Source organism: Pseudomonas sp. MLB6B (assembly GCF_054508135.1).
In genome coordinates this window covers 2,643,355-2,661,911 of record NZ_CP199313.1, presented here as the reverse complement: position 1 = coordinate 2,661,911, position 18,557 = coordinate 2,643,355, and the positions used below count along the sequence as shown (strand labels likewise).

Annotated in this window: 18 protein-coding genes; 5 read left to right on the top strand and 13 right to left on the bottom strand. The window is 63.1% G+C overall.

The window, feature by feature from the left end; genetic code table 11:
• Positions 1-47: 47 nt before the first annotated feature.
• From ACSMEV_RS11840 to ACSMEV_RS11815, 6 genes are all read right to left on the bottom strand, one after another.
• The gene (locus tag ACSMEV_RS11840; protein WP_459205326.1) at positions 48-902 is read right to left on the bottom strand and encodes an alpha/beta fold hydrolase; all 855 of its coding nucleotides are present in this window, start codon (positions 900-902) and stop codon (positions 48-50) included.
• Positions 899-1,687 (bottom strand): alpha/beta fold hydrolase, encoded by a 789-nt coding sequence (locus ACSMEV_RS11835; protein ID WP_459205325.1) that lies wholly within the window; start codon positions 1,685-1,687, stop codon positions 899-901. Before ACSMEV_RS11835 ends, ACSMEV_RS11840 begins: the two co-directional genes overlap by 4 nt.
• Before the next feature lie 97 nt (positions 1,688-1,784).
• A complete protein-coding gene (locus ACSMEV_RS11830) occupies positions 1,785-2,132 on the bottom strand; it encodes a hypothetical protein (RefSeq protein WP_459205324.1) in 348 nt (115 codons plus the stop codon).
• A 98-nt stretch (positions 2,133-2,230) separates the two neighbouring features.
• A complete protein-coding gene (sixA, locus tag ACSMEV_RS11825; RefSeq protein ID WP_459205323.1) occupies positions 2,231-2,686 on the bottom strand; it encodes a phosphohistidine phosphatase SixA in 456 nt (151 codons plus the stop codon).
• Positions 2,683-3,057, bottom strand: coding sequence for a DUF4389 domain-containing protein (locus ACSMEV_RS11820; RefSeq protein ID WP_459205322.1), 375 nt, complete (start codon positions 3,055-3,057; stop codon positions 2,683-2,685). Before ACSMEV_RS11820 ends, sixA begins: the two co-directional genes overlap by 4 nt.
• A gap of 15 nt (positions 3,058-3,072) precedes the next feature.
• Positions 3,073-4,098, bottom strand: coding sequence for an NAD(P)H-dependent glycerol-3-phosphate dehydrogenase (locus ACSMEV_RS11815; RefSeq protein ID WP_459205321.1), 1,026 nt, complete (start codon positions 4,096-4,098; stop codon positions 3,073-3,075).
• A 358-nt stretch (positions 4,099-4,456) separates the two neighbouring features.
• On the opposite strand from ACSMEV_RS11815, the gene ACSMEV_RS11810 reads away from it, so the two are divergent.
• From ACSMEV_RS11810 to fabB, 4 genes are all read left to right on the top strand, one after another.
• Entirely contained in the window at positions 4,457-5,344 is an 888-nt protein-coding gene (locus tag ACSMEV_RS11810) for an ABC transporter substrate-binding protein (RefSeq protein WP_459205320.1), read from the top strand.
• Entirely contained in the window at positions 5,341-7,260 is a 1,920-nt protein-coding gene (locus ACSMEV_RS11805) for a response regulator (RefSeq protein ID WP_459205319.1), read from the top strand. Before ACSMEV_RS11810 ends, ACSMEV_RS11805 begins: the two co-directional genes overlap by 4 nt.
• 226 nt (positions 7,261-7,486) lie before the next feature.
• Positions 7,487-8,002 carry a 3-hydroxyacyl-[acyl-carrier-protein] dehydratase FabA gene (gene fabA, locus ACSMEV_RS11800; protein ID WP_459205318.1) on the top strand — a complete coding sequence of 172 codons (516 nt, stop codon included), beginning with the start codon at positions 7,487-7,489 and terminating at the stop codon, positions 8,000-8,002.
• Positions 8,003-8,013: 11 nt separating this feature from the next.
• Entirely contained in the window at positions 8,014-9,234 is a 1,221-nt protein-coding gene (fabB, locus tag ACSMEV_RS11795; RefSeq protein ID WP_459205317.1) for a beta-ketoacyl-ACP synthase I, read from the top strand.
• Between the two features lie 77 nt (positions 9,235-9,311).
• On the opposite strand, the gene ACSMEV_RS11790 is transcribed toward fabB, so the two are convergent.
• From ACSMEV_RS11790 to htpG, 3 genes are all read right to left on the bottom strand, one after another.
• Positions 9,312-10,316 carry an amidohydrolase family protein gene (locus tag ACSMEV_RS11790; protein WP_459205316.1) on the bottom strand — a complete coding sequence of 335 codons (1,005 nt, stop codon included), beginning with the start codon at positions 10,314-10,316 and terminating at the stop codon, positions 9,312-9,314.
• A 129-nt stretch (positions 10,317-10,445) separates the two neighbouring features.
• The gene (locus ACSMEV_RS11785; protein ID WP_459205315.1) at positions 10,446-11,171 is read right to left on the bottom strand and encodes a dienelactone hydrolase family protein; all 726 of its coding nucleotides are present in this window, start codon (positions 11,169-11,171) and stop codon (positions 10,446-10,448) included.
• Positions 11,172-11,269: 98 nt separating this feature from the next.
• On the bottom strand, positions 11,270-13,177 hold the full coding sequence (gene htpG, locus ACSMEV_RS11780) for a molecular chaperone HtpG (RefSeq protein ID WP_459205314.1): 1,908 nt from the start codon (positions 13,175-13,177) through the stop codon (positions 11,270-11,272).
• Between the two features lie 341 nt (positions 13,178-13,518).
• Here htpG and ACSMEV_RS11775 point away from each other — a divergent pair, with 341 nt between their 5' ends.
• The gene (locus ACSMEV_RS11775) at positions 13,519-13,809 is read left to right on the top strand and encodes a hypothetical protein (RefSeq protein WP_459205313.1); all 291 of its coding nucleotides are present in this window, start codon (positions 13,519-13,521) and stop codon (positions 13,807-13,809) included.
• A gap of 52 nt (positions 13,810-13,861) precedes the next feature.
• Here ACSMEV_RS11775 and ACSMEV_RS11770 read toward each other — a convergent pair whose 3' ends face one another.
• The 4 genes from ACSMEV_RS11770 to sucC form a co-directional block, all read right to left on the bottom strand.
• Positions 13,862-14,626: a DUF599 domain-containing protein gene (locus ACSMEV_RS11770; protein ID WP_459205312.1), complete on the bottom strand. Its 765-nt coding sequence runs from the start codon at positions 14,624-14,626 to the stop codon at positions 13,862-13,864.
• 164 nt (positions 14,627-14,790) lie between these two features.
• A complete protein-coding gene (brnQ, locus tag ACSMEV_RS11765; RefSeq protein WP_459205311.1) occupies positions 14,791-16,104 on the bottom strand; it encodes a branched-chain amino acid transport system II carrier protein in 1,314 nt (437 codons plus the stop codon).
• Positions 16,105-16,464: 360 nt separating this feature from the next.
• Positions 16,465-17,349: a succinate--CoA ligase subunit alpha gene (sucD, locus tag ACSMEV_RS11760; RefSeq protein ID WP_296263823.1), complete on the bottom strand. Its 885-nt coding sequence runs from the start codon at positions 17,347-17,349 to the stop codon at positions 16,465-16,467.
• Positions 17,349-18,515: an ADP-forming succinate--CoA ligase subunit beta gene (sucC, locus tag ACSMEV_RS11755; protein ID WP_296263821.1), complete on the bottom strand. Its 1,167-nt coding sequence runs from the start codon at positions 18,513-18,515 to the stop codon at positions 17,349-17,351. Before sucC ends, sucD begins: the two co-directional genes overlap by 1 nt.
• Positions 18,516-18,557 lie beyond the last annotated feature (42 nt).

Here is an 18,557-nt window from a genome sequence, read left to right as displayed (position 1 = left end):
TTTCTCCCTAGTCGGCCCGGCAAGCCTCGACACTTGCCGGGTGCAAGTCAAGGAAAGCCAAAAAAGCGATTGAAACAGTCTGCAACAAGGGTTGCGCCGGGTTCGTCGTTCAGGTGCAGGTGATGGCCGCCTGGCAGCACCACCTGTTCGAAGGGTAGCTGTTCCAGCAGCCGAGGGTGTGGGGCCAGCAGCCCGTCGGCCGCCACCACCAGGCAGGTCGGACAACCGACGCGCTGAGCGAAGGCCAATGCCTGCGCCTGGCTCGAGCGCGCTGGCGACGGCAGGGTCAGACGGCTGTCGCTGCGCCAGCTGTAACCCCCGGGCACCGGCATCAATCCGCGCTGGGCCAGAAGCTCGGCCGCCTCGCGACTGACTGCGACCATCCCCTTCATGCGCGCACCCACACCTTGCTCCAGCGTGGGGTAGACCGTTTTGGGCCGGCTTTCGCGGCGAAGCTGCGCTTTGAGGGCCATGCCCAGCCGTTCGGCGGCACTCTGTTCCTCGCCGGTGGGTGGCAACGCGCCGTCGATCAGCGCCAGGTGGCTGACCCGCTCCGGCAAGGCGCCGGCCAGTTGCACGGCGACCACCGCACCCAGGGAGTGGCCGAGCAGGCCGAAGCGCTGCCAGCCCAGTTGCTCGGCGACGCGCAGTACGTCGAAGGCATAGTCGGCCAAGCCGTAGCTCGCGCCCGCCGGACGGTGCGCGGAATGACCGTGCCCGGCCAGGTCAAGGGCGACGATGCGCAGGCCTTTGAGTCGGGGTACCAAGCGGGCGAAGCTGTTGGCGTTGTCCAGCCAGCCGTGCAAGGCGATGACCGGCAGGCCCTCGGCCGGCCCGAACAGGTGCGCGGCCAACTCGATGTGCCCCAGGTCCAGACGCACTTCTTCGACTGGCCTGCTCATGCCTGCCCCCAACGCGCGAACAGTGCCTTCAGCAGGCTGGCGGTGTCGGCCGGTCGTTCCAGCGGAAACATGTGTCCGCCCGGCAGGCAGTGGTACTCGCCAAGCGGTAGGCCGCGCACGGCCCGGCCATGGTGCGGCCGCACCACCCCGCTCTGTGCCCCACGCACCATCGCCACAGGCAGTTGCAGGTGCTGGGCGGGCCTGGGCAGGCGATGCGGCAATGTGCGGTAGATGCTGATCTCGGTAGCGGGGTCGAAGCGCAAACGCAGGCCTTGCTCAGCGTGTTGCAGGCCGTGTTCGAGGTAGGCGTCCAGACACTCGGGGTCGAACTGGCGGAACAACGTCTTGCCACTGAAATAGGTCCGTGCGCTGTCGCGGTCGGCGAACGCCTCGCGACGACCCAGGGTGCGTCCGGCCGGCGTGATGCGGTCGATGAAGCCCAGGCGCTTGGCCAGGTGGATCATCCAGCGATCGACACGGGTCAGCAGCGGCGAGTCGAGCATGACGAGGCCGCGATAGAACTGCGGTGCGAGCAGCGCGGCGTGCAAGTGCAGCAACCCACCGAGCGAATGCCCTACCCCCCAGACCGGCGCCGCCTGGCCAGCCAGGTGGTGCAGCAGTTCCTGGACCAACTGCAGCCAGTTGTCATCGACCGGAAAGCGTGGGTCATGGCCGTGCCGATCGAGGTGGGTGACGGTGTAATCCGGCGCCAGCGCGGCGAACAGTTTGCCGTAGGTGGCCGAAGGAAAGCCGTTGGCGTGGGCGAAGAAGATGGGCTGCGACATGGCGCCGGGTCCGAAGACGGAATGAGCGCCCATTGTCTGTTCGGCCCGGGAGGCCGGCAATGCCCAGAACGGTCATTGCCCATGGCGATCAGGTCAGTCACGGCGAGTCGAAACTGAGCAGCGAGCGTCGCAGGCAAGCCTGCATGTACGCGATTTGCGCCTCCAGCGCTTCACGCGCCAGGGTCTGGTCCGGGCGCCCGAGCTTGCGCCGGCGCAGGGCCAGGCAACTGCTTTGCAGCAGGTGCGCCATGCGCGCACTGAGCATGCGCAGCTCTTCGAGGTCGTCGGGGTGGCCAAGCTTGCGGATCAGTTGATCGAGCTTGGCGTTGGCGCTGTCCTGAAGCAGGCGGTACTCGGCAAAATCGAGCGATTGGTCGCTCTCCACTTTCAACACGGTCGCGCGCAGATCCGCCGACCCTACCAACTCCAGATACCGAGTGCTCATCAAGACGACTTCCCTGGGCTCTGCCCCTGCGTGATAGCGAAAAACTAGCAAGGGCCCGCAGCGATCGACAACTGACAAAAATGTCAGTTGCGCGGCCTTCAGGAATGATGAAGCGCCTTGAGGGTCATCAGGCCAGGCAACGGCCAGTCGCCTTCCAGTTCGGCCAGGCTGGCGGTGCCCAGCGGCGCGGGCTGTTGACGGTGGCCCTGTTCGAGCAACGCCACCAGAATGCCGACCAAGGGTTGATGGCTGACCAGCAACACCTGCTCCAGCTCCAGACTCTCGAGCATGGCGATGACGTGCTGCGCATCGCTGTCGGGCGTCAGCCAGTCGACCGTCGTGACCGGCAGCGCCAAGTTCGACGCGCCGTGCACCAGCGCGGCGGTTTGCTGGGCCCGCACGTAGGGACTGGCAAGGACCGCCTGGAGCGGCTGGTCTTGCAGGTGCAGGGCGCTGCGCAGCACCTGCTCGCGACCCTGGGCGGTGAGGCGTCGCTCGGCATCGCTGTTGGCGCGCAGCTCGGCCTCGCCGTGGCGCAGTACCCACAGCTTCATGGTTTGGGCGTCTCGTCTTCGGCAGGCGCGGCCGGCTGCACGGGATGGGCCGGCTGCACGGCCGGTTCGACCACGTGCGCCGCTTCGCCCTGTGGTGGCCGCGGAGTTGGCCAGTCGCTGAACGGCCAGGGTTTCTGGTCGGTATGGAAGGTGCCGAAGCGACCGATCTGCGCCAGGTACTGGCTGAGGCTGTCGCCAAGGCTCATCACGCTGGCGCTCGGAGCGCCGTAGACCAGGCGGTAGACCAGTTGCACCAGCACCAACGCGCCGAGCAGCACCTCGGCCAGTTGCCAGATCAGCAGAAAGACCAGCATCCACAGCACGCGCAGCAGGATCGATTCGTGTTCACCGTGTTCCGGGGTCGGGTTCATGTGTCACTCCTTGGCTCAGTTGAAGCCGTCGATCGAAATGAAGTCGACGTCGGTCTTGGGTTCGGCGCGCATCAGGTGCTCGATCACCTGATCCAGCGTACGCCCTTCGAAGAGAATGGCATGCAGGCCGGCGACCAGGGGCATGTACACCTGCGCCTGCTGGGCCTTGGCCATCAGCACCTTGATGGTGTTGACGCCCTCGGCGACTTCGCCCAGGCGTTCGACCGCCTCGGCCAGCGACAAACCCTCGCCCAGCGCGTGGCCCACTTGGTAGTTGCGGCTCTTGGGCGAAGAGCAGGTGACGATCAGGTCGCCGACCCCGGCCAGGCCCAGGAACGTCATGGGGTTGGCACCTTGGCTGACGGCAAAGCGGGTCATCTCGGCCAGGGCGCGAGTGATCAGCATGCTCCTGGTGTTCTCGCCCATACCCAAGGCTGCGGCCAGGCCGGCGATGATGGCATAGACGTTTTTCAAGGCCCCGCCCAGTTCCACGCCGAAACGATCGGTGCTGGCGTAGACACGGAAGGTGCGGCCGTGCAGCACGGCCTGTACCTGTTGGCACAGGGCCTGGTCCTCGCTGGCCACCACAGTGGCGGTCAACGCATGCTCGGCGATTTCGCGCGCAAGGTTGGGGCCCGAGAGCACGCCGATACGCGCCTGCGGAGCGATTTCCTCGAGAATCTGGCTCATCAGCTTGAAGCTCTGCGCTTCGATGCCTTTGGTCAGGCTGATCAAACCCTTACCGCCGAGCAAGGCGGCATGGGGCGCCAGCACGCTGCGCAAGGCACTGGAAGGCAAGGCCACGAACATCAGGTCGCAGCCTTGCAGGGTGGCGAGCAGGTCGCTGACTGGCTCGACGCCATCGTGTACACGGATGCCCTTGAGGTAACGCGGGTTTTCACGCTTTACACGCATCGTTTCGGCTTGCTGCGGGTCGCGCATCCAATGGCGTACCGGTACGCCGTTCTCGGCCAGCAGATTTGCCACGGCGGTGCCGAAACTGCCGCCTCCAAGCACCGCGACGGGTTGCTGTTGAGTCATATGTCGTCCATCGAACCGTTGAATTGAGTGCGCCAGGCGCATTATACGGGTGTGCCTGCGCATCACCAGCGCTGGCAGGCAAGCTGCCGCTCGCGCCGAGCGCACTGGTAAAAGCCGCGTGGTGGTTTACCATAGCCGGCTTGCCCTCGACCCAAGGCCGTCCTGTGTCCCCTGGCGCGTCAATAGTCCCTTGCCTACCCTGCTGTGGCCCATGCGACGACTTCGCCGTGGGCGCTCGCCTGCCGCTGCCTGTCAGGCTGGCGTGTAGCGGTATGACAATAGCCAGGCTCAAAGGATTCAGCGGTGTCGCCCGGACCCAGGCGATACCGCGCGATGCCGTCGCTGGAGCGCGGCGCTGATGTGGCGGGCATTACGCATCGTGGGGTTGTGGCTGCTGCCCTTGGCCGGATCGTCCGCCGCCGAAGTGCTGCTGGTCGGTGCCCAGGCGCAGCCCAGCTACCGAAGCTTCAGCGCCGGCCTGCAAGTGCGCCGTGGCGACGACGTCGTGCAGTTTCGCAGCGTTGAGCAAATGCCCGCACCGGCCACCCTCAAGCCTGATGTGCGCCTGATCCTGCTCGACGATGCGGCGCTGGACTGGCGCCTGAGGCAAAGCGCCGGCCCTACGGCCCTGGTGTTGCGCATCAACCGCGTCCAGGCCCAGCAGCGCTGGCCGCATCAGCGCCCAGCCTTCCTGACCCTGCTATGGAGCGATCCGCCACCGGCCCGGCAATTGCGCCTGATCCACTACCTGCTGCCCAAGGCTCGCCGGGTCGGCGTGCTGTACAGCGAACGCAGCCAGTTTCTGCTCGATGAACTACGCCCCGTCGCCCGTCGCCTGGGCCTGGAGATCGTGCCGCAAGCCTGGAACGGCCCGCGTGACAGCCGCGCGCTGCAACAGGTACTGGCCGACAGTGACGTACTGCTAGGCCTGGACGACCCCGAACTGTACAACGCCCTCACCGCGAAGAACCTGCTCCTCAGCAGTTACAGCCGTCAACTCGCGTTGATCGGCCCCACCGCAGGCTTCGTGCGTGCCGGTGCCCTGGCCAGCACCTTCAGCGACCAGACCGACTGGCTGGCCGTGCTCGACCGTCTGCTCGACCAGCCCGCCGCGCAGTGGCCGCGCAGCCTCTACCCCAGCCAGTTCGGCGTCAGCGGCAACCAGCGGGTGGCGCATACCCTGGGGCTCGAGCCCATCGACTCCACCGCTGCCGCCCTGGCGATCGAAGAGGCGCCAAGCCCATGAGCAAGCGCCTGAGTTGGGACATCCATACCCGCACCCAGATCATCAGCCTCGGCCCTGCCCTGTTGTTGACCCTGCTGCTGATCGGCTTCTTCACCTTCGTACGCCTGCAGGACCTGCGCCAAGAGCTCAACCACACTGGCCAACTGATCGCCAACCAACTGGCGCCGGGCTCGGAGTACGGCGTGATTTCGGGCAACAACGACATGCTCGAAAGCCTCATGCGGGCCACTTTGAGCATTCCCCACGTGCGCTTTCTCGAAGTGCAGGACAGCCGCAACCACATCCTGGTGTACGTCGAGCAGGCGGACGAAAGTCTCAACCGCGCGCAACGGGTGGAAGTGTTCCAAGCGGCCATCCGTTTGCAGCAGATTCGCCTGGACGACGACTTTCTGCAGCCGGGCACCGCCGCGCCTAATGTCGGCGACGACTATCTGGGCCGGGTGATCGTCGGCATGTCGGACGACGCCTTCAGCGAGCGCCAGCAGGAAATGGTGGTCAAAGCCGGCATCCTGGCCTTGTGCGCCCTGCTATTCACCTTTTTCCTGGCACGGCGCCTGGCGACCCGGCTGTCGACCCCAATCAGCGCCATGGGCGAGGCGGTACGGGCGATCCAGCAAGGCGACTTCACCACCCATGTGCCGGTGGTGGACGACAGCGAACTCGGCCACTTGGCAGCGCACATCAACAACCTGGCCTTCGCCTTGGAGCAGGCCAGCGACGAGCAGCGCCAAGCCATGGCCCAGGTGGTGCAGGCCCGTGAGGAAGCCGAGCAGGCGAACCGCGCCAAATCCGACTTCCTGGCGATGATGAGCCACGAGCTGCGCACACCGATGAACGGCGTGCTGGGCATGCTGCAGTTGCTCGACACCACGGAACTGACCCCCGAGCAGGCCGAGTACACCAGCGTGGCCAGCGAATCGACCGGGCACCTGCTCAAGGTCATCAACGACATCCTCGACTTCTCGCGCATCGAACGCACCACGTTGCAACTGGAGTCGATCGATTTCAACCTGGGCGAACTGATCGCCAATTGCGTGCATTCCTTCCAGCATGGCGCCGATCAGCGCGGTCTGAACTTGCGCCTGCAAGCGCCGGAGAGTCTCGAAGCCTTGCAGGTGAAAGGAGATCCGACGCGGATTCGGCAGATCCTGCTCAACCTGATCGGCAACGCCCTGAAGTTCACCGAACGTGGCGAGGTGGTGGTCGAGGCTGGGTGGCGGTTGATCGAACACGAACAGATTCGCTTCGTCTGCGCGGTGCGCGATACCGGCATCGGCATCGATGACCAGCGTCTGGAGACAATGTTCGTCGCCTTCCAGCAAGCCGACAGTTCGATCTCGCGCCGTTATGGCGGTACCGGCCTGGGCCTGTCGATCGCGCGCACCCTGGCCGAGCGCATGGGCGGCGTGCTGTATGCGCAAAGCCGCGAAGGCCTGGGTTCGACCTTCACCCTGGAAATGCCGCTCGCGCTGTCGCAACTGCCGACCTTGGCGCCGCGGGCGCCGGCCGTGCCTGCAGCCTCCGGACAGGAGCGGCCGGTGCTGCTGGTGGAGGACAATCCGGTGAATCGCAGCGTGATCGAAGCCATGCTGCGCAGCCTGGGCTTCCAGACCTGCATCGCGGGCGACGGCCAGCAGGCTTTGGAGCAGATCCAGCAGCGGCGTTTCGCGGCAGTATTGATGGACTGCCGTTTGCCGTTGATGGACGGCTACGAGGCGACGCGACGAATCCGCGCGCTGGCCGAAGGGCGCGACCTGCCGATCATCGCCCTGACCGCCAGCGCTTTGCAGGGCGACCGCGAGCGCTGCCTGGCAGCCGGGATGAACGACTACCTGAGCAAACCACTCAAACGCACCGAATTGCTGGACGTTTTGCAGCGCTGGCTGCCCGATCACGACGTGTCGGGTAGCGATTGAGAAAGAATTGCGGCAGTCTTAATGTGCTGCCCGCACTGGACAGGACCGCCGCATAGCCTGAAAATGCACGTTTCAGTGAACACCTGTACTTGTTTACCGGATGCACTGTGACTTTCACTACAACGCAATAGTCTACCTGTAGGCTGCCGCCCCCACTGACGCAAGACGTTCGGGGGTTGGCCGGGAAGATTCGTCCCCTGCCACAGGGGGTTATTGAGGAGCTCGCATGACCAAACAAAACGCCTTTACTCGGGAAGACCTGCTGCGCTGCAGTCGCGGTGAGCTGTTCGGCCCAGGTAATGCGCAACTGCCCGCCCCGAACATGCTGATGGTGGACCGCATCACCCATATCAGCGCCGAGGGTGGCAAGTACGGCAAAGGTGAATTGGTCGCCGAGCTGGATATCACGCCTGACCTGTGGTTCTTCGCCTGCCACTTCGAAGGCGACCCCGTCATGCCAGGCTGCCTGGGCCTCGACGCCATGTGGCAACTGGTTGGCTTCCACCTGGGCTGGCAGGGTTTGCCTGGCCGCGGCCGGGCGCTGGGCTCGGGTGAGGTGAAGTTCTTCGGGCAGGTCCTGCCGACCGCGAAGAAGGTCACTTACAACATCCACATCAAGCGCGTCCTCAAGGGCAAGCTGAACATGGCCATTGCCGACGGCATGGTCAGCGTCGATGGTAAAGAGATCTACACCGCTGAAAGCCTGCGGGTCGGCGTGTTCACCTCCACAGACAACTTCTAAGGGTCATTCGCATGCGCCGCGTCGTTATTACTGGTTTGGGCATCGTTTCGTGCCTGGGCAATGACAAAGCTACTGTCACCGAAAGCCTGCGCAACAGCCGTCCAGGTATCCGTTACAACCCGGAATACAAGGAACAAGGCCTGCGCAGTCAGGTGTCCGGCTCCATCGACCTCAACCTCGAAGAACTGATCGATCGCAAGGTGTTCCGCTTCGTCGGCCATGCCGCCGCCTATGCCTATCTGGCCATGCAGGACGCCATCAAGGATGCCGGCCTGACCGAAGAGCAGGTCTCCAACCCGCGTACCGGCCTGGTCGCCGGTTCCGGTGGTGCGTCCACGCTGAACCAGATGGAAGCGTTGGACACCCTGCGTGAAAAAGGCGTCAAGCGCGTCGGCCCTTACCGCGTCACCCGCACCATGGGCAGCACCGTTTCGGCCTGCCTGGCCACACCGTTCAAGATCAAGGGCATCAACTACTCGATCTCTTCGGCGTGTGCCACCAGCGCCCACTGCATCGGCACCGCACTGGAGCAGATCCAGTGGGGCAAACAGGACATCGTCTTCGCCGGCGGCGGCGAAGAGGAGCACTGGAGCCAATCGTTCCTGTTCGACGCCATGGGTGCGCTGTCGACCAAGCGCAACGAGACGCCGGAGCTGGCCTCGCGCGCCTACGACGCCGACCGTGACGGCTTCGTGATCGCCGGCGGCGGCGGCATGGTGGTGGTCGAGGAACTCGAACACGCCCTGGCCCGCGGCGCCAAGATCTACGCCGAAATCGTCGGCTACGGCGCCACCTCCGACGGCTACGACATGGTCGCGCCAAGCGGCGAAGGCGCCATCCGCTGCATGCAGCAGGCGCTGTCCACCGTCGACACCCCGATCGACTACCTCAACACCCACGGCACCTCCACCCCGGTCGGCGACGTCGCCGAGATGAAGGGCGTACGTGAAGTGTTCGGCGACAAGGCACCGGCGATCAGCTCGACCAAGAGCCTGTCCGGTCACTCGCTGGGCGCCGCAGGTGTGCACGAGGCGATCTACTGCCTGCTGATGATGGAAAACAACTTCATCGCAGGTTCGGCCAACATCGACGAACTGGACCCAGCGGTCGCCGACCTGCCGATCCAGCGCACCACCGTCGAAAACGCCAAGATCGACACCGTGATGAGCAACAGCTTCGGCTTCGGTGGCACCAACGCTACCCTGGTGCTCAAGCGCTGGCAGGGCAAGTGACACTGTAGGCAACAAATGAAAACGCCCCGACTGGTTCGGGGCGTTTTCGTATCTGCGGTTGGCCTGCTGACTGGGCGTCAACGACCTTTAGGCAATAAAGCGAGAAAGTTATCGCGTGCCACCCTATGGGCCACCGTCTCGGGCAAGGCATCTAGAAAGGGATCGAAGCCCTTCATCTGCTCGCCGATGCTGTCGAAACGTCCCACCACGTCGGAGCCGAGCATGAACCGGTCCGGGAAACGCTCGACCAGATCGAGCCAGCCCTGCCGCGGCTTGCCCTGCTCGTCCAGCAGATAGGGTTCGAGCACGCTCCAGGACAGGTCGACGTACAGGTTCGGGTAGGTTTCCAGCAGCCGGGTCAGGGTCGGCAGAAGGAATTTCATCTGCGTCTGATGGCGATGGATTTCCATGCTGCTGCCGGCATGGGCCCAGATGAAGCGCGTGGCCGGATGATCGCGCAGCGGCTGCTCGATCTCCTCCAGGTACAACGCGTTGCGCTCACGCTTGGAGGTGATGTTGGAGTGCACCAACACCGGCAGGTCGCGCTTGCCGGCCAGAGTGTATATCAGGTTCATGGCCTCGTTGTTGGCCCTGGGGGTGTCACCACTGGTCAGGGCCGTGAGGTCGTCGTGCCGGGTGAAGACTTCGCCGATGCCTTGCCAGAGCCCTGGGTACAGGTCGAGCATGCGCTCGATGTGCTTGGCCGAGTTCTTGTCGACCGGGTTGAAGCCGCTGAGAAACGGATGGAAGCGCTGACGCTGCTCCGGGCTCAAGGCCTGCAGGGCTGCGGCGACGTACACGTCGGTGGCGCTGTACCAGTAGGCGCTGGCGTCATCGCCTGCGTAGTAACGCGGCCGCTTGGGTTCGTCTTCGTGCCATTTCTTCGCGACCGGAATGCCGGAAATCATCGACTGATCGACGCCCGCCTCGTCCATGGCCTTGAGCAAGGCGGGCATGCCTTCAGTCTCCTGGAAGAAGTCGACGTAATGCAGGTGGGCATCGGTGTAGCGGTATTCGCGCGCCAGGCAGGGTTGCGACAGCAGGCCGGAACAGATCACGGCGGCGAGCGCTCTGGCGATCATGGCGGGGGCTTCCTTCATCGAATTGAAGCCAGGTAGACCCGCGCCTGGAGCCTGGGGTTCAGCCCTGCCCTGCCCTGTGCGCCAGCCCTGGGGTAACGGGCCGACGCCTCGGCACGGACGTTCGTCCGGTCAGCGAGCGAACACCTCGTCCAGCAGGTTGTACATCGCCGTGAACGCCCGCTCCGCCACCTTGCGGTTGTACTGGTTCTTGCCCGGCACGTTGGCATCGGGGTCGGTGAACGAGTGCACCGCACCGCCGTAGCTGGTCAACTGCCAGTCCACATCGGCGGCGGACATCTCCGCCTCGAAGGCTGGCAACTGCTCTTTGGGCACCAGGGGGTCCTGGGCACCGTGCAATACCAATACGGCACCTTCGATCCGTTTGGCGTCGGCCGGATCGGGCGTATCGAGCGTGCCGTGGAAAGAGATCGCCGCCTTGAGATCCGCACCGCTACGTGCCTGCTCCAGCGCACAGCAGCCGCCGAAACAGAAACCGAAAGTCGCCACCTTGCCCGGTGCCAGCACCGCGCGGGGCTGCCCCAGCAACTGTGCCAGCGCTTCGTTCATGCGCTTGCGCAGCTCATGGCGGTCGTCCTTGAGGGGCATCATGGCTGCCAGCGCTTCGTCCGCGTTGCTCGGGCGCAGCGTCTGGCCATAGAGGTCGACCAGTAACACCACGTAACCGCGGCTGGCGACTTCCTGGGCGATGCGCTCGGCGCCTGGGGTGACACCCATCCAGTTCGGCGCCATGATCAGCGCCGGCCGTGGCAGGCCGTCCTGGGCATAGACCAGACGGCTTTCGAAGGTCTGGCCGGAACAACGGTAGGTCAGTGATTCGGTGATGACCTTGCTCATGTACTTCTCCTGTGTTTTCACGTCGCGGCCGCCACGCAGCGTGCGCCGGCCCCATGAAAAAAGCCCGCCGAAGCGGGCTTTCGTACAGACGCATCAACTCAAGCAGACAGCTCGACCAGCAGCTTGTTCAGACGGCGCACATAGGCCGCCGGGTCTTTCAAGCTGTCGCCTGCCGCCAGGGCAGCCTGGTCGAAGAGGATGTGCGACAGCTCGGCGAAGCGGTCTTCGCTCTGCTCATGGTCGAGCTTCTCGATCAACGGATGGCTCGGGTTGAATTCGAAGATCGGCTTGGAGTCCGGCACCTTCTGCCCGCTCGCTTCCAGGATCTGACGCATCTGCAAGCCCAGGTCCTGCTCGCCGATGGCCAGGATTGCCGGCGAATCGGTCAGGCGGTGCGACACGCGCACTTCGGCGACGCTGTCGCCCAGTGCGGCTTTCAGACGCTCGACCAAGCCTTCCTTATCCTTGGCGACTTCTTCCTGGGCTTTCTTGTCTTCCTCGGAATCCAAGGCGCCCAAGTCCAGATCACCGCGCGCGACGTCGACGAACTGCTTGCCGTCGAACTCGGTGAGGTAGCTCATCAGCCACTCGTCGATGCGATCGGTCAGCAGCAGCACTTCGATGCCTTTCTTGCGGAAGACTTCCAGGTGCGGGCTGTTCTTGACCTGCGCGTAGGACTCGCCAGTGAGGTAGTAGACCTTGTCCTGACCTTCCTTGGCGCGTGCCAGGTAATCGGCCAGCGACACGTCCTGCTCGCCGTTGTCGCCCTGGGTGGAGGCGAAGCGCAGCAGAACAGCGATCTTTTCCTTGTTGGCGAAGTCTTCGGCCGGGCCTTCTTTGAGCACTTGGCCGAAGTTCTTCCAGAAGCCTTTGTATTGCTCGGGCTCGTTTTTGGCCAATTTCTCCAGCATGTCCAGCACGCGCTTGGTCAACGCGGTTTTCATGGAGTCGATGATCGGGTCTTTCTGCAGAATTTCCCGCGACACGTTCAGCGACAGGTCGTTGGAGTCGACCACGCCTTTGATGAAGCGCAGGTACAACGGCAGGAACGACTCGGCCTGGTCCATGATGAACACGCGTTGCACGTACAGCTTCAGGCCGCGTGGCGCTTCGCGCTGGTACAGGTCGAACGGCGCGCGGGCCGGCACGTACAGCAGCGAGTTGTACTCCAGCTTGCCTTCGACCTTGTTATGGCTCCAGGTCAGCGGGTTTTCGAAGTCGTGGCCGATGTGCTTGTAGAACTCTTGATACTCCTCGTCCTTGACCTCGGAACGCGAACGCGTCCACAGCGCGCTGGCGCGGTTGACCGTTTCCCACTCCTGCACAGGCGCCTCTTCACCCTCGGCGGCTTCTGCCTGCTCCTTGGGCAGTTCGATCGGCAGAGCGATGTGATCGGAGTACTTCTTGATCACGTTGCGCAGGCGCCAGCCATCGGCGAACTCGCCTTCACCGGCTTTGAGGTGCAGGACGATGCGCGTACCACGCTCGGGCTTGTCGATGGTCTCGACCTCGAAGTCACCCTCGCCCTTGGACGACCAGTGCACACCCTCGGCGGCCGGCTGGCCGGCGCGACGGCTGAACACGTCGACCTTGTCGGCGACGATGAAGGCCGAGTAGAAGCCCACGCCGAACTGGCCGATCAGGTGCGAGTCCTTCTTCTGGTCGCCAGTGAGGTTCTTCATGAAGTCAGCGGTCCCGGACTTGGCGATGGTGCCCAAGTGGGTGATGACGTCCTGGCGGCTCATGCCGATGCCGTTGTCTTCCAGGGTCACGGTATTGGCCGCTTTGTCGAAGCTCACGCGGATCTTGAGCTCCGAATCGCCTTCGAGCAGCTCGGGCTTGGCCAGGGCTTCGAAGCGCAGCTTGTCGGCGGCGTCCGAGGCGTTGGAGATCAGCTCACGCAGGAAGATTTCCTTGTTCGAATACAAGGAGTGAATCATCAGGTGCAGCAGTTGCTTCACTTCGGTCTGGAAGCCCAGGGTTTCCTTTTGAGTATCCACACTCATGGTCTTCAAAACTCCAATTGGTTGGCGGAGGTCGCCGTGACGGCCAAGGCCTGCTTTCAGGGCGGGATGTCCAACAGATGGGGGCTGGCTCGGGCATTTCAAGGGGCGAGATTTACAACCGCTCTAGAATCTGTCGAAGCCTGCGTGCGCGTACTTAGAAAGTACTGGCGTCCGACCAGGTAGTAATAAAACGCACATCCGGCCGCACGTGTGCAAGCAACAAGACCTGTATGTGCGCCCTGACGACAACTCGCTGTTTATCTGAAATAGGCTTGGAACTTCTTTCGCAGGGCACAACTCGAAGCAACAAGTCAGTTATTCACCCACGGAGATACACAATCATGCGTAAACCTTTTGCTTTTGCTCTGATGTTGGCCGCTACCATGGGCTTGGCCGCTTGCGATAAAGCCAGCGAAGACAAAGCCCAGGACGCACAGGAGCATTCCCAGAACGCTCAGGAAAAAATGAACGACGCCCAGGACAAGGTCAACGAAGCGAACGAAGAGAAAGCCAAAGCCGCTGCCGACCAGGCCGAAGCACAGCAGAAAGCCGCTGAAGAAGCGCGCGACGACGCCACCCCGGCTACCACTGCACCGAACACCACCGTTCCTGCAGAGCCTGCCAAGCAGTAATTGCCTGGCGGTAATAAAAAACCCGGCGATGCCGGGTTTTTTTATGCGTCGATTAAACCGATTGCGTTTGCGACTGACCGGGCCCGGCGTCTTTGGCCGCTTCATTTGGCGCACTTTCGGTGGCTGTGAACACCATCACTTCGAGTACATCCGAATGGAATTCGCGCCGATAGAGAATCAGCACGACACCGACGGTGGTCAGCATGAACATCCAGGGGCTGATGAACCAAGTCAACAGGGCCATTCCGAAGTAGTAGGCGCGTAATCCCAAGTTGAACTGATTGGCCGCCAACGACAACACGCGCGCGGCCCTTGCCGCAAAAGCGTTGCGCTGCTGCTCGCTAACCTGGCGCTCGCCGATCATCGGCGCCGAACCGACGACTACCGCTGCGAAGTTGTATTGGCGCATGCACCAGCTGAAGGTGAAGAAGGCGTAGACGAAGACCATGGCCAGGCACAGCAGCTTGAGCTCCGAGGTGCCTTGGGAGGCCGGCTGCACCAAGGGCAGATCGGCCAGCAACGACAGGGCTCGGTCCGTGGCGCCGAGCACGGTTAGGATGCCGGCGAGGATGATCAGGGTGCTGGAGGCGAAGAACGAGGCATTGCGCTCCAGGTTGCCGATCACGCTGGCATCGGCGATGCGGTTGTCACGCAGCAGCATGCGCCGCATCCAGTCTTCCCGGTACAGGTGCAGCACGCTGGCCAGGCACGCGGTGTCCCGCGCTTTCCAGAGGGCATAACGGGTGTAACCGCCCCAGGCCAGGGCGAACCAGCAGACGGCCAGCAGGTGGCTGAGATTGTTTTCGATGAACGTCATGGGCGGCCTCGAACGATGAACGATGCACAGGTTTGGACCGCTGTTCGACGTTCGCTGCGGCAAAAAGGCACGCCTTTGTGCGCAGATAAAAAAAACCCCACAGCGTACTGTGGGGTTTCTTTTGATTCAGCACCCGGTCACGAACCCCGGTCTGCCAAGAGGCGTCAGGCCAAGGCCTCCTGCGACTGGCCGAGCATGCGATCCACGGCGAAGCACACCACCAGTGCGGCCAGCGACGGCACCAGCCAGGCCAGGCCCTGCTCGCTCAGCGGCAGGTTGGCGGCGAAGTCCGGCAGGTAATGCGCCAGACTGCTGCCTTTGATGGCGTCGATGATGCCAAACACCAGCGACACCAGCATCACCGGGCCGAGCACGCGCGCTGGCGAATTGAACAGGCCTTTGACGAAGCTCAAGGCCACCATCACGATGCAAGGCGGGTAGATCGCCGTCAGCACGGGAATGGAGAACATGATCAGCTTGGTCAGGCCCAGGTTCGATACCAGCAGCGAAAAGCCGGCCAGGATCACCACCAGCGCACGGTAGGACACCGGCAGGATCTGGCTGAAGTACTCGGCGCATGCGCACGTCAGGCCGACGGCCGTGACCAGGCAGGCCAAGGCGATCAGCACCGCCAGGAAGCCGCTGCCCAGCGAGCCGAAGGTGTGCTGCACGTAAGCGTGCAGTACTGCGGCGCCGTTGCTGGCCCCCATGGCGATGTCATGGCTGCCGGCACCCAGGCGGAACAGACTGACGTACACCAGCGCCAGACCCACGCCGGCGATCAAGCCGGCGATGATGGCGTAGCGGGTGATCAGCTTGGGCGATTCGACGCCACGCGAGCGGATGGCATTGACGATGACGATGCCGAACACCAGCGCACCCAGGGTATCCATGGTCAGATAACCGCTGATGAAGCCCTGGGAGAACGGCGAAGCCACGTAGGCCTGTTGCGCCTCACCGATATCGCCTGCCGGCAACGCGAAGGCGGCGATGCCGAGCGCGGCCAGGGCGATGATTTTCAGCGGCGCCAGGAAGCGGCCCACGGTATCGAGCAGCTTGCCGGGATACATCGACACGGCCAGCACGATCAGGAAATACACCAGGCTGTAGATGAACAACGCCAGCGGGCTTTCACCCGTCAGCGGCGCCACACCCACCTCGAACGAAACGGTGGCGGTGCGCGGGGTGGCGAACAGTGGGCCTACCGACAGGTAGCACACCGCCGCCAGCAGGCCGCCGAAGAACTTGCCGATTGGACTGCTCAGCGCGTCCATGCCGCCACCGACCTTGGCCAGCGCGACCACGGTGATGACGGGCAGGCCCACGGCCGTGACCAGAAAGCCCAAGGCGGCCATCCATACGTTGGGGCCTGCCTGCAGGCCGACGATGGGCGGGAAGATGATGTTGCCGGCGCCTACGAACAAAGCGAACGTCATGAAGCCAAGCGCCAGGATGTCCTGGCCTTTTAACACTTTCATTTAGGGAAGTACCACACTGCTGAAATCGGGAGTCGAGAAGGGATTGCCCTAGGGATGAGGGAAATGCTGCCCGGCGTGATGAGCCAGACCCGTTTAGCGTGTCGGTCCCTTTTGGGGATCGGGCACAAAATGGCGCGTAGGTTAACCAATTTGCCGGAAAAACACACGGCGCCCCGCCACCCTGTCCGATAGGCGACTGTTCTTGTCGTCTAAACGACCAGACGTGTAGGAAAGTTACTCGCCGAATGGCGCAACGTCTGTACGAAAATTCCTATGCTTTCGATCGGCTGGCTGTATGGTCCCTGGAAACACAAAAACCACCCGAAGGTGGTTTCTGTGCCGCGCGGGGGCGTCAGCGTATTAGCGCTTCACTTCCCAACCGGTCAGCTCGGCCAAGGCCTTGCCGATGTCGGCCAGCGAACGCACGGTTTTCACACCGGCGTCTTGCAGGGCGGCGAACTTCTCGTCCGCAGTGCCTTTGCCGCCGGAGATGATGGCGCCAGCATGGCCCATGCGCTTGCCCGCAGGCGCGGTAACGCCGGCGATGTAGGAAACGACTGGTTTGGTGACGTTGGCCTTGATGTAGGCAGCCGCCTCTTCTTCAGCCGAACCGCCGATCTCGCCGATCATGACGATCGCTTCGGTCTGCGGGTCTTCCTGGAACAGCTTGAGGATGTCGATGAAGTTCGAACCTGGGATCGGGTCGCCGCCGATGCCCACGCAGGTCGACTGGCCGAAGCCGGCGTCGGTGGTCTGCTTGACCGCTTCGTAGGTCAGGGTGCCGGAACGCGACACGATACCGACCTTGCCTGGCAAGTGGATGTGACCGGGCATGATGCCGATCTTGCACTCGCCTGGCGTGATGACGCCTGGGCAGTTAGGGCCGATCAGGGTCACGCCCAGCTCGTCGCACTTGACCTTGGCGTCCAGCATGTCGAGGGTCGGGATGCCTTCGGTGATGCAGACGATCAGCTTGATGCCGGCGAAGGCCGCTTCCAGGATCGAGTCCTTGCAGAACGGAGCCGGAACGTAGATCACCGAAGCGTCGGCGCCGGTGGTCTCGACGGCTTCCTTGACGGTGTTGAACACCGGCAGGCCCAGGTGGGTGGTGCCGCCTTTGCCTGGGGTCACGCCGCCAACCATCTTGGTGCCGTAGGCGATGGCTTGCTCGGAGTGGAAGGTACCCTGCGAGCCGGTGAAGCCCTGGCAGATGACTTTGGTGTCTTTATTGATCAGGACGCTCATTACTTGCCCTCCGCAGCTTTGACAACTTGTTGAGCAGCGTCGGTCAGGCTGGTTGCAGCAATGATGTTCAAACCGCTTTCTGCCAGTACTTTAGCGCCGAGTTCAGCGTTGTTGCCTTCCAGACGGACGACAACCGGTACTTTCACGCCGACTTCCTTCACTGCGCCGATGATGCCTTCGGCAATCATGTCGCAACGGACGATGCCGCCGAAGATGTTGACCAGAACGGCCGCGACGTTGCTGTCGGACAGAATGATCTTGAAGGCTTCGGTCACGCGCTCTTTGGTTGCGCCGCCACCTACGTCGAGGAAGTTGGCTGGCTTGCCGCCGTGCAGGTTGACGATGTCCATGGTACCCATGGCCAAGCCGGCACCGTTGACCATGCAGCCGATGTTGCCTTCCAGCGCGACGTAGTTCAGTTCGAACTTGGCGGCGTGGGCTTCACGGGCGTCGTCTTGCGACGGGTCGTGGAAGGTCTTCAGCTTGGGCTGACGGTACATGGCGTTGGCGTCGATGTTCAGCTTGGCATCGAGGCAGTGCAGGTCGCCGTCGGCCTTGATGACCAGCGGGTTGACTTCCAGCAGGGCCAGGTCGTGGTCCTGGAACAGCTTGGCCAGGCCGACGAAGATTTTCGCGAACTGGGTGACTTGCTTGCCTTCCAGACCCAGCTGGAAAGCCAGCTCACGGCCCTGGAACGGCTGTGCGCCGACCAGCGGATCGATGGTCGCCTTGATGATCTTCTCGGGGGTTTCGTGCGCGACTTTCTCGATGTCCACGCCACCTTCGGTGGAGGCCATGAACACGATACGACGGCTCGAACGGTCCACCACAGCGCCCAGGTACAGCTCTTTGGCGATGTCGGTGCAGGATTCGACCAGAATCTTGGAAACGGGTTGGCCGTTGGCGTCGGTCTGGTAGGTCACCAGGTTCTTGCCCAACCATTGTGCGGCGAACGCCTTGGCGTCTTCCTTGCTGCGAACCAGCTTGACGCCGCCCGCTTTACCGCGACCACCGGCGTGGACCTGGGCTTTGACGACCCACTCCGAACCACCGATCTTGTCGCAGGCTTCTGCTGCAGCTTCAGGGGTATCGACTGCGAAACCCTTGGATACTGGCAGGCCATACTCAGCGAACAGCTGTTTGCCCTGATACTCGTGAAGATTCATGCTTTTTACCGTCTTCGTTAGGTACTGCGCTTCGGCGCTGCG

Coding starts and splice junctions, on each gene's coding strand:
- ACSMEV_RS11840 (WP_459205326.1), bottom strand. CDS start 902: ATGAGCAGGCCAGTCGAAGAAGTGCGTCTGGACCTGGGGCACATCGAG.
- ACSMEV_RS11835 (WP_459205325.1), bottom strand. CDS start 1,687: ATGTCGCAGCCCATCTTCTTCGCCCACGCCAACGGCTTTCCTTCGGCC.
- ACSMEV_RS11830 (WP_459205324.1), bottom strand. CDS start 2,132: ATGAGCACTCGGTATCTGGAGTTGGTAGGGTCGGCGGATCTGCGCGCG.
- sixA (WP_459205323.1), bottom strand. CDS start 2,686: ATGAAGCTGTGGGTACTGCGCCACGGCGAGGCCGAGCTGCGCGCCAAC.
- ACSMEV_RS11820 (WP_459205322.1), bottom strand. CDS start 3,057: ATGAACCCGACCCCGGAACACGGTGAACACGAATCGATCCTGCTGCGC.
- ACSMEV_RS11815 (WP_459205321.1), bottom strand. CDS start 4,098: ATGACTCAACAGCAACCCGTCGCGGTGCTTGGAGGCGGCAGTTTCGGC.
- ACSMEV_RS11810 (WP_459205320.1), top strand. CDS start 4,457: ATGTGGCGGGCATTACGCATCGTGGGGTTGTGGCTGCTGCCCTTGGCC.
- ACSMEV_RS11805 (WP_459205319.1), top strand. CDS start 5,341: ATGAGCAAGCGCCTGAGTTGGGACATCCATACCCGCACCCAGATCATC.
- fabA (WP_459205318.1), top strand. CDS start 7,487: ATGACCAAACAAAACGCCTTTACTCGGGAAGACCTGCTGCGCTGCAGT.
- fabB (WP_459205317.1), top strand. CDS start 8,014: ATGCGCCGCGTCGTTATTACTGGTTTGGGCATCGTTTCGTGCCTGGGC.
- ACSMEV_RS11790 (WP_459205316.1), bottom strand. CDS start 10,316: ATGATCGCCAGAGCGCTCGCCGCCGTGATCTGTTCCGGCCTGCTGTCG.
- ACSMEV_RS11785 (WP_459205315.1), bottom strand. CDS start 11,171: ATGAGCAAGGTCATCACCGAATCACTGACCTACCGTTGTTCCGGCCAG.
- htpG (WP_459205314.1), bottom strand. CDS start 13,177: ATGAGTGTGGATACTCAAAAGGAAACCCTGGGCTTCCAGACCGAAGTG.
- ACSMEV_RS11775 (WP_459205313.1), top strand. CDS start 13,519: ATGCGTAAACCTTTTGCTTTTGCTCTGATGTTGGCCGCTACCATGGGC.
- ACSMEV_RS11770 (WP_459205312.1), bottom strand. CDS start 14,626: ATGACGTTCATCGAAAACAATCTCAGCCACCTGCTGGCCGTCTGCTGG.
- brnQ (WP_459205311.1), bottom strand. CDS start 16,104: ATGAAAGTGTTAAAAGGCCAGGACATCCTGGCGCTTGGCTTCATGACG.
- sucD (WP_296263823.1), bottom strand. CDS start 17,349: ATGAGCGTCCTGATCAATAAAGACACCAAAGTCATCTGCCAGGGCTTC.
- sucC (WP_296263821.1), bottom strand. CDS start 18,515: ATGAATCTTCACGAGTATCAGGGCAAACAGCTGTTCGCTGAGTATGGC.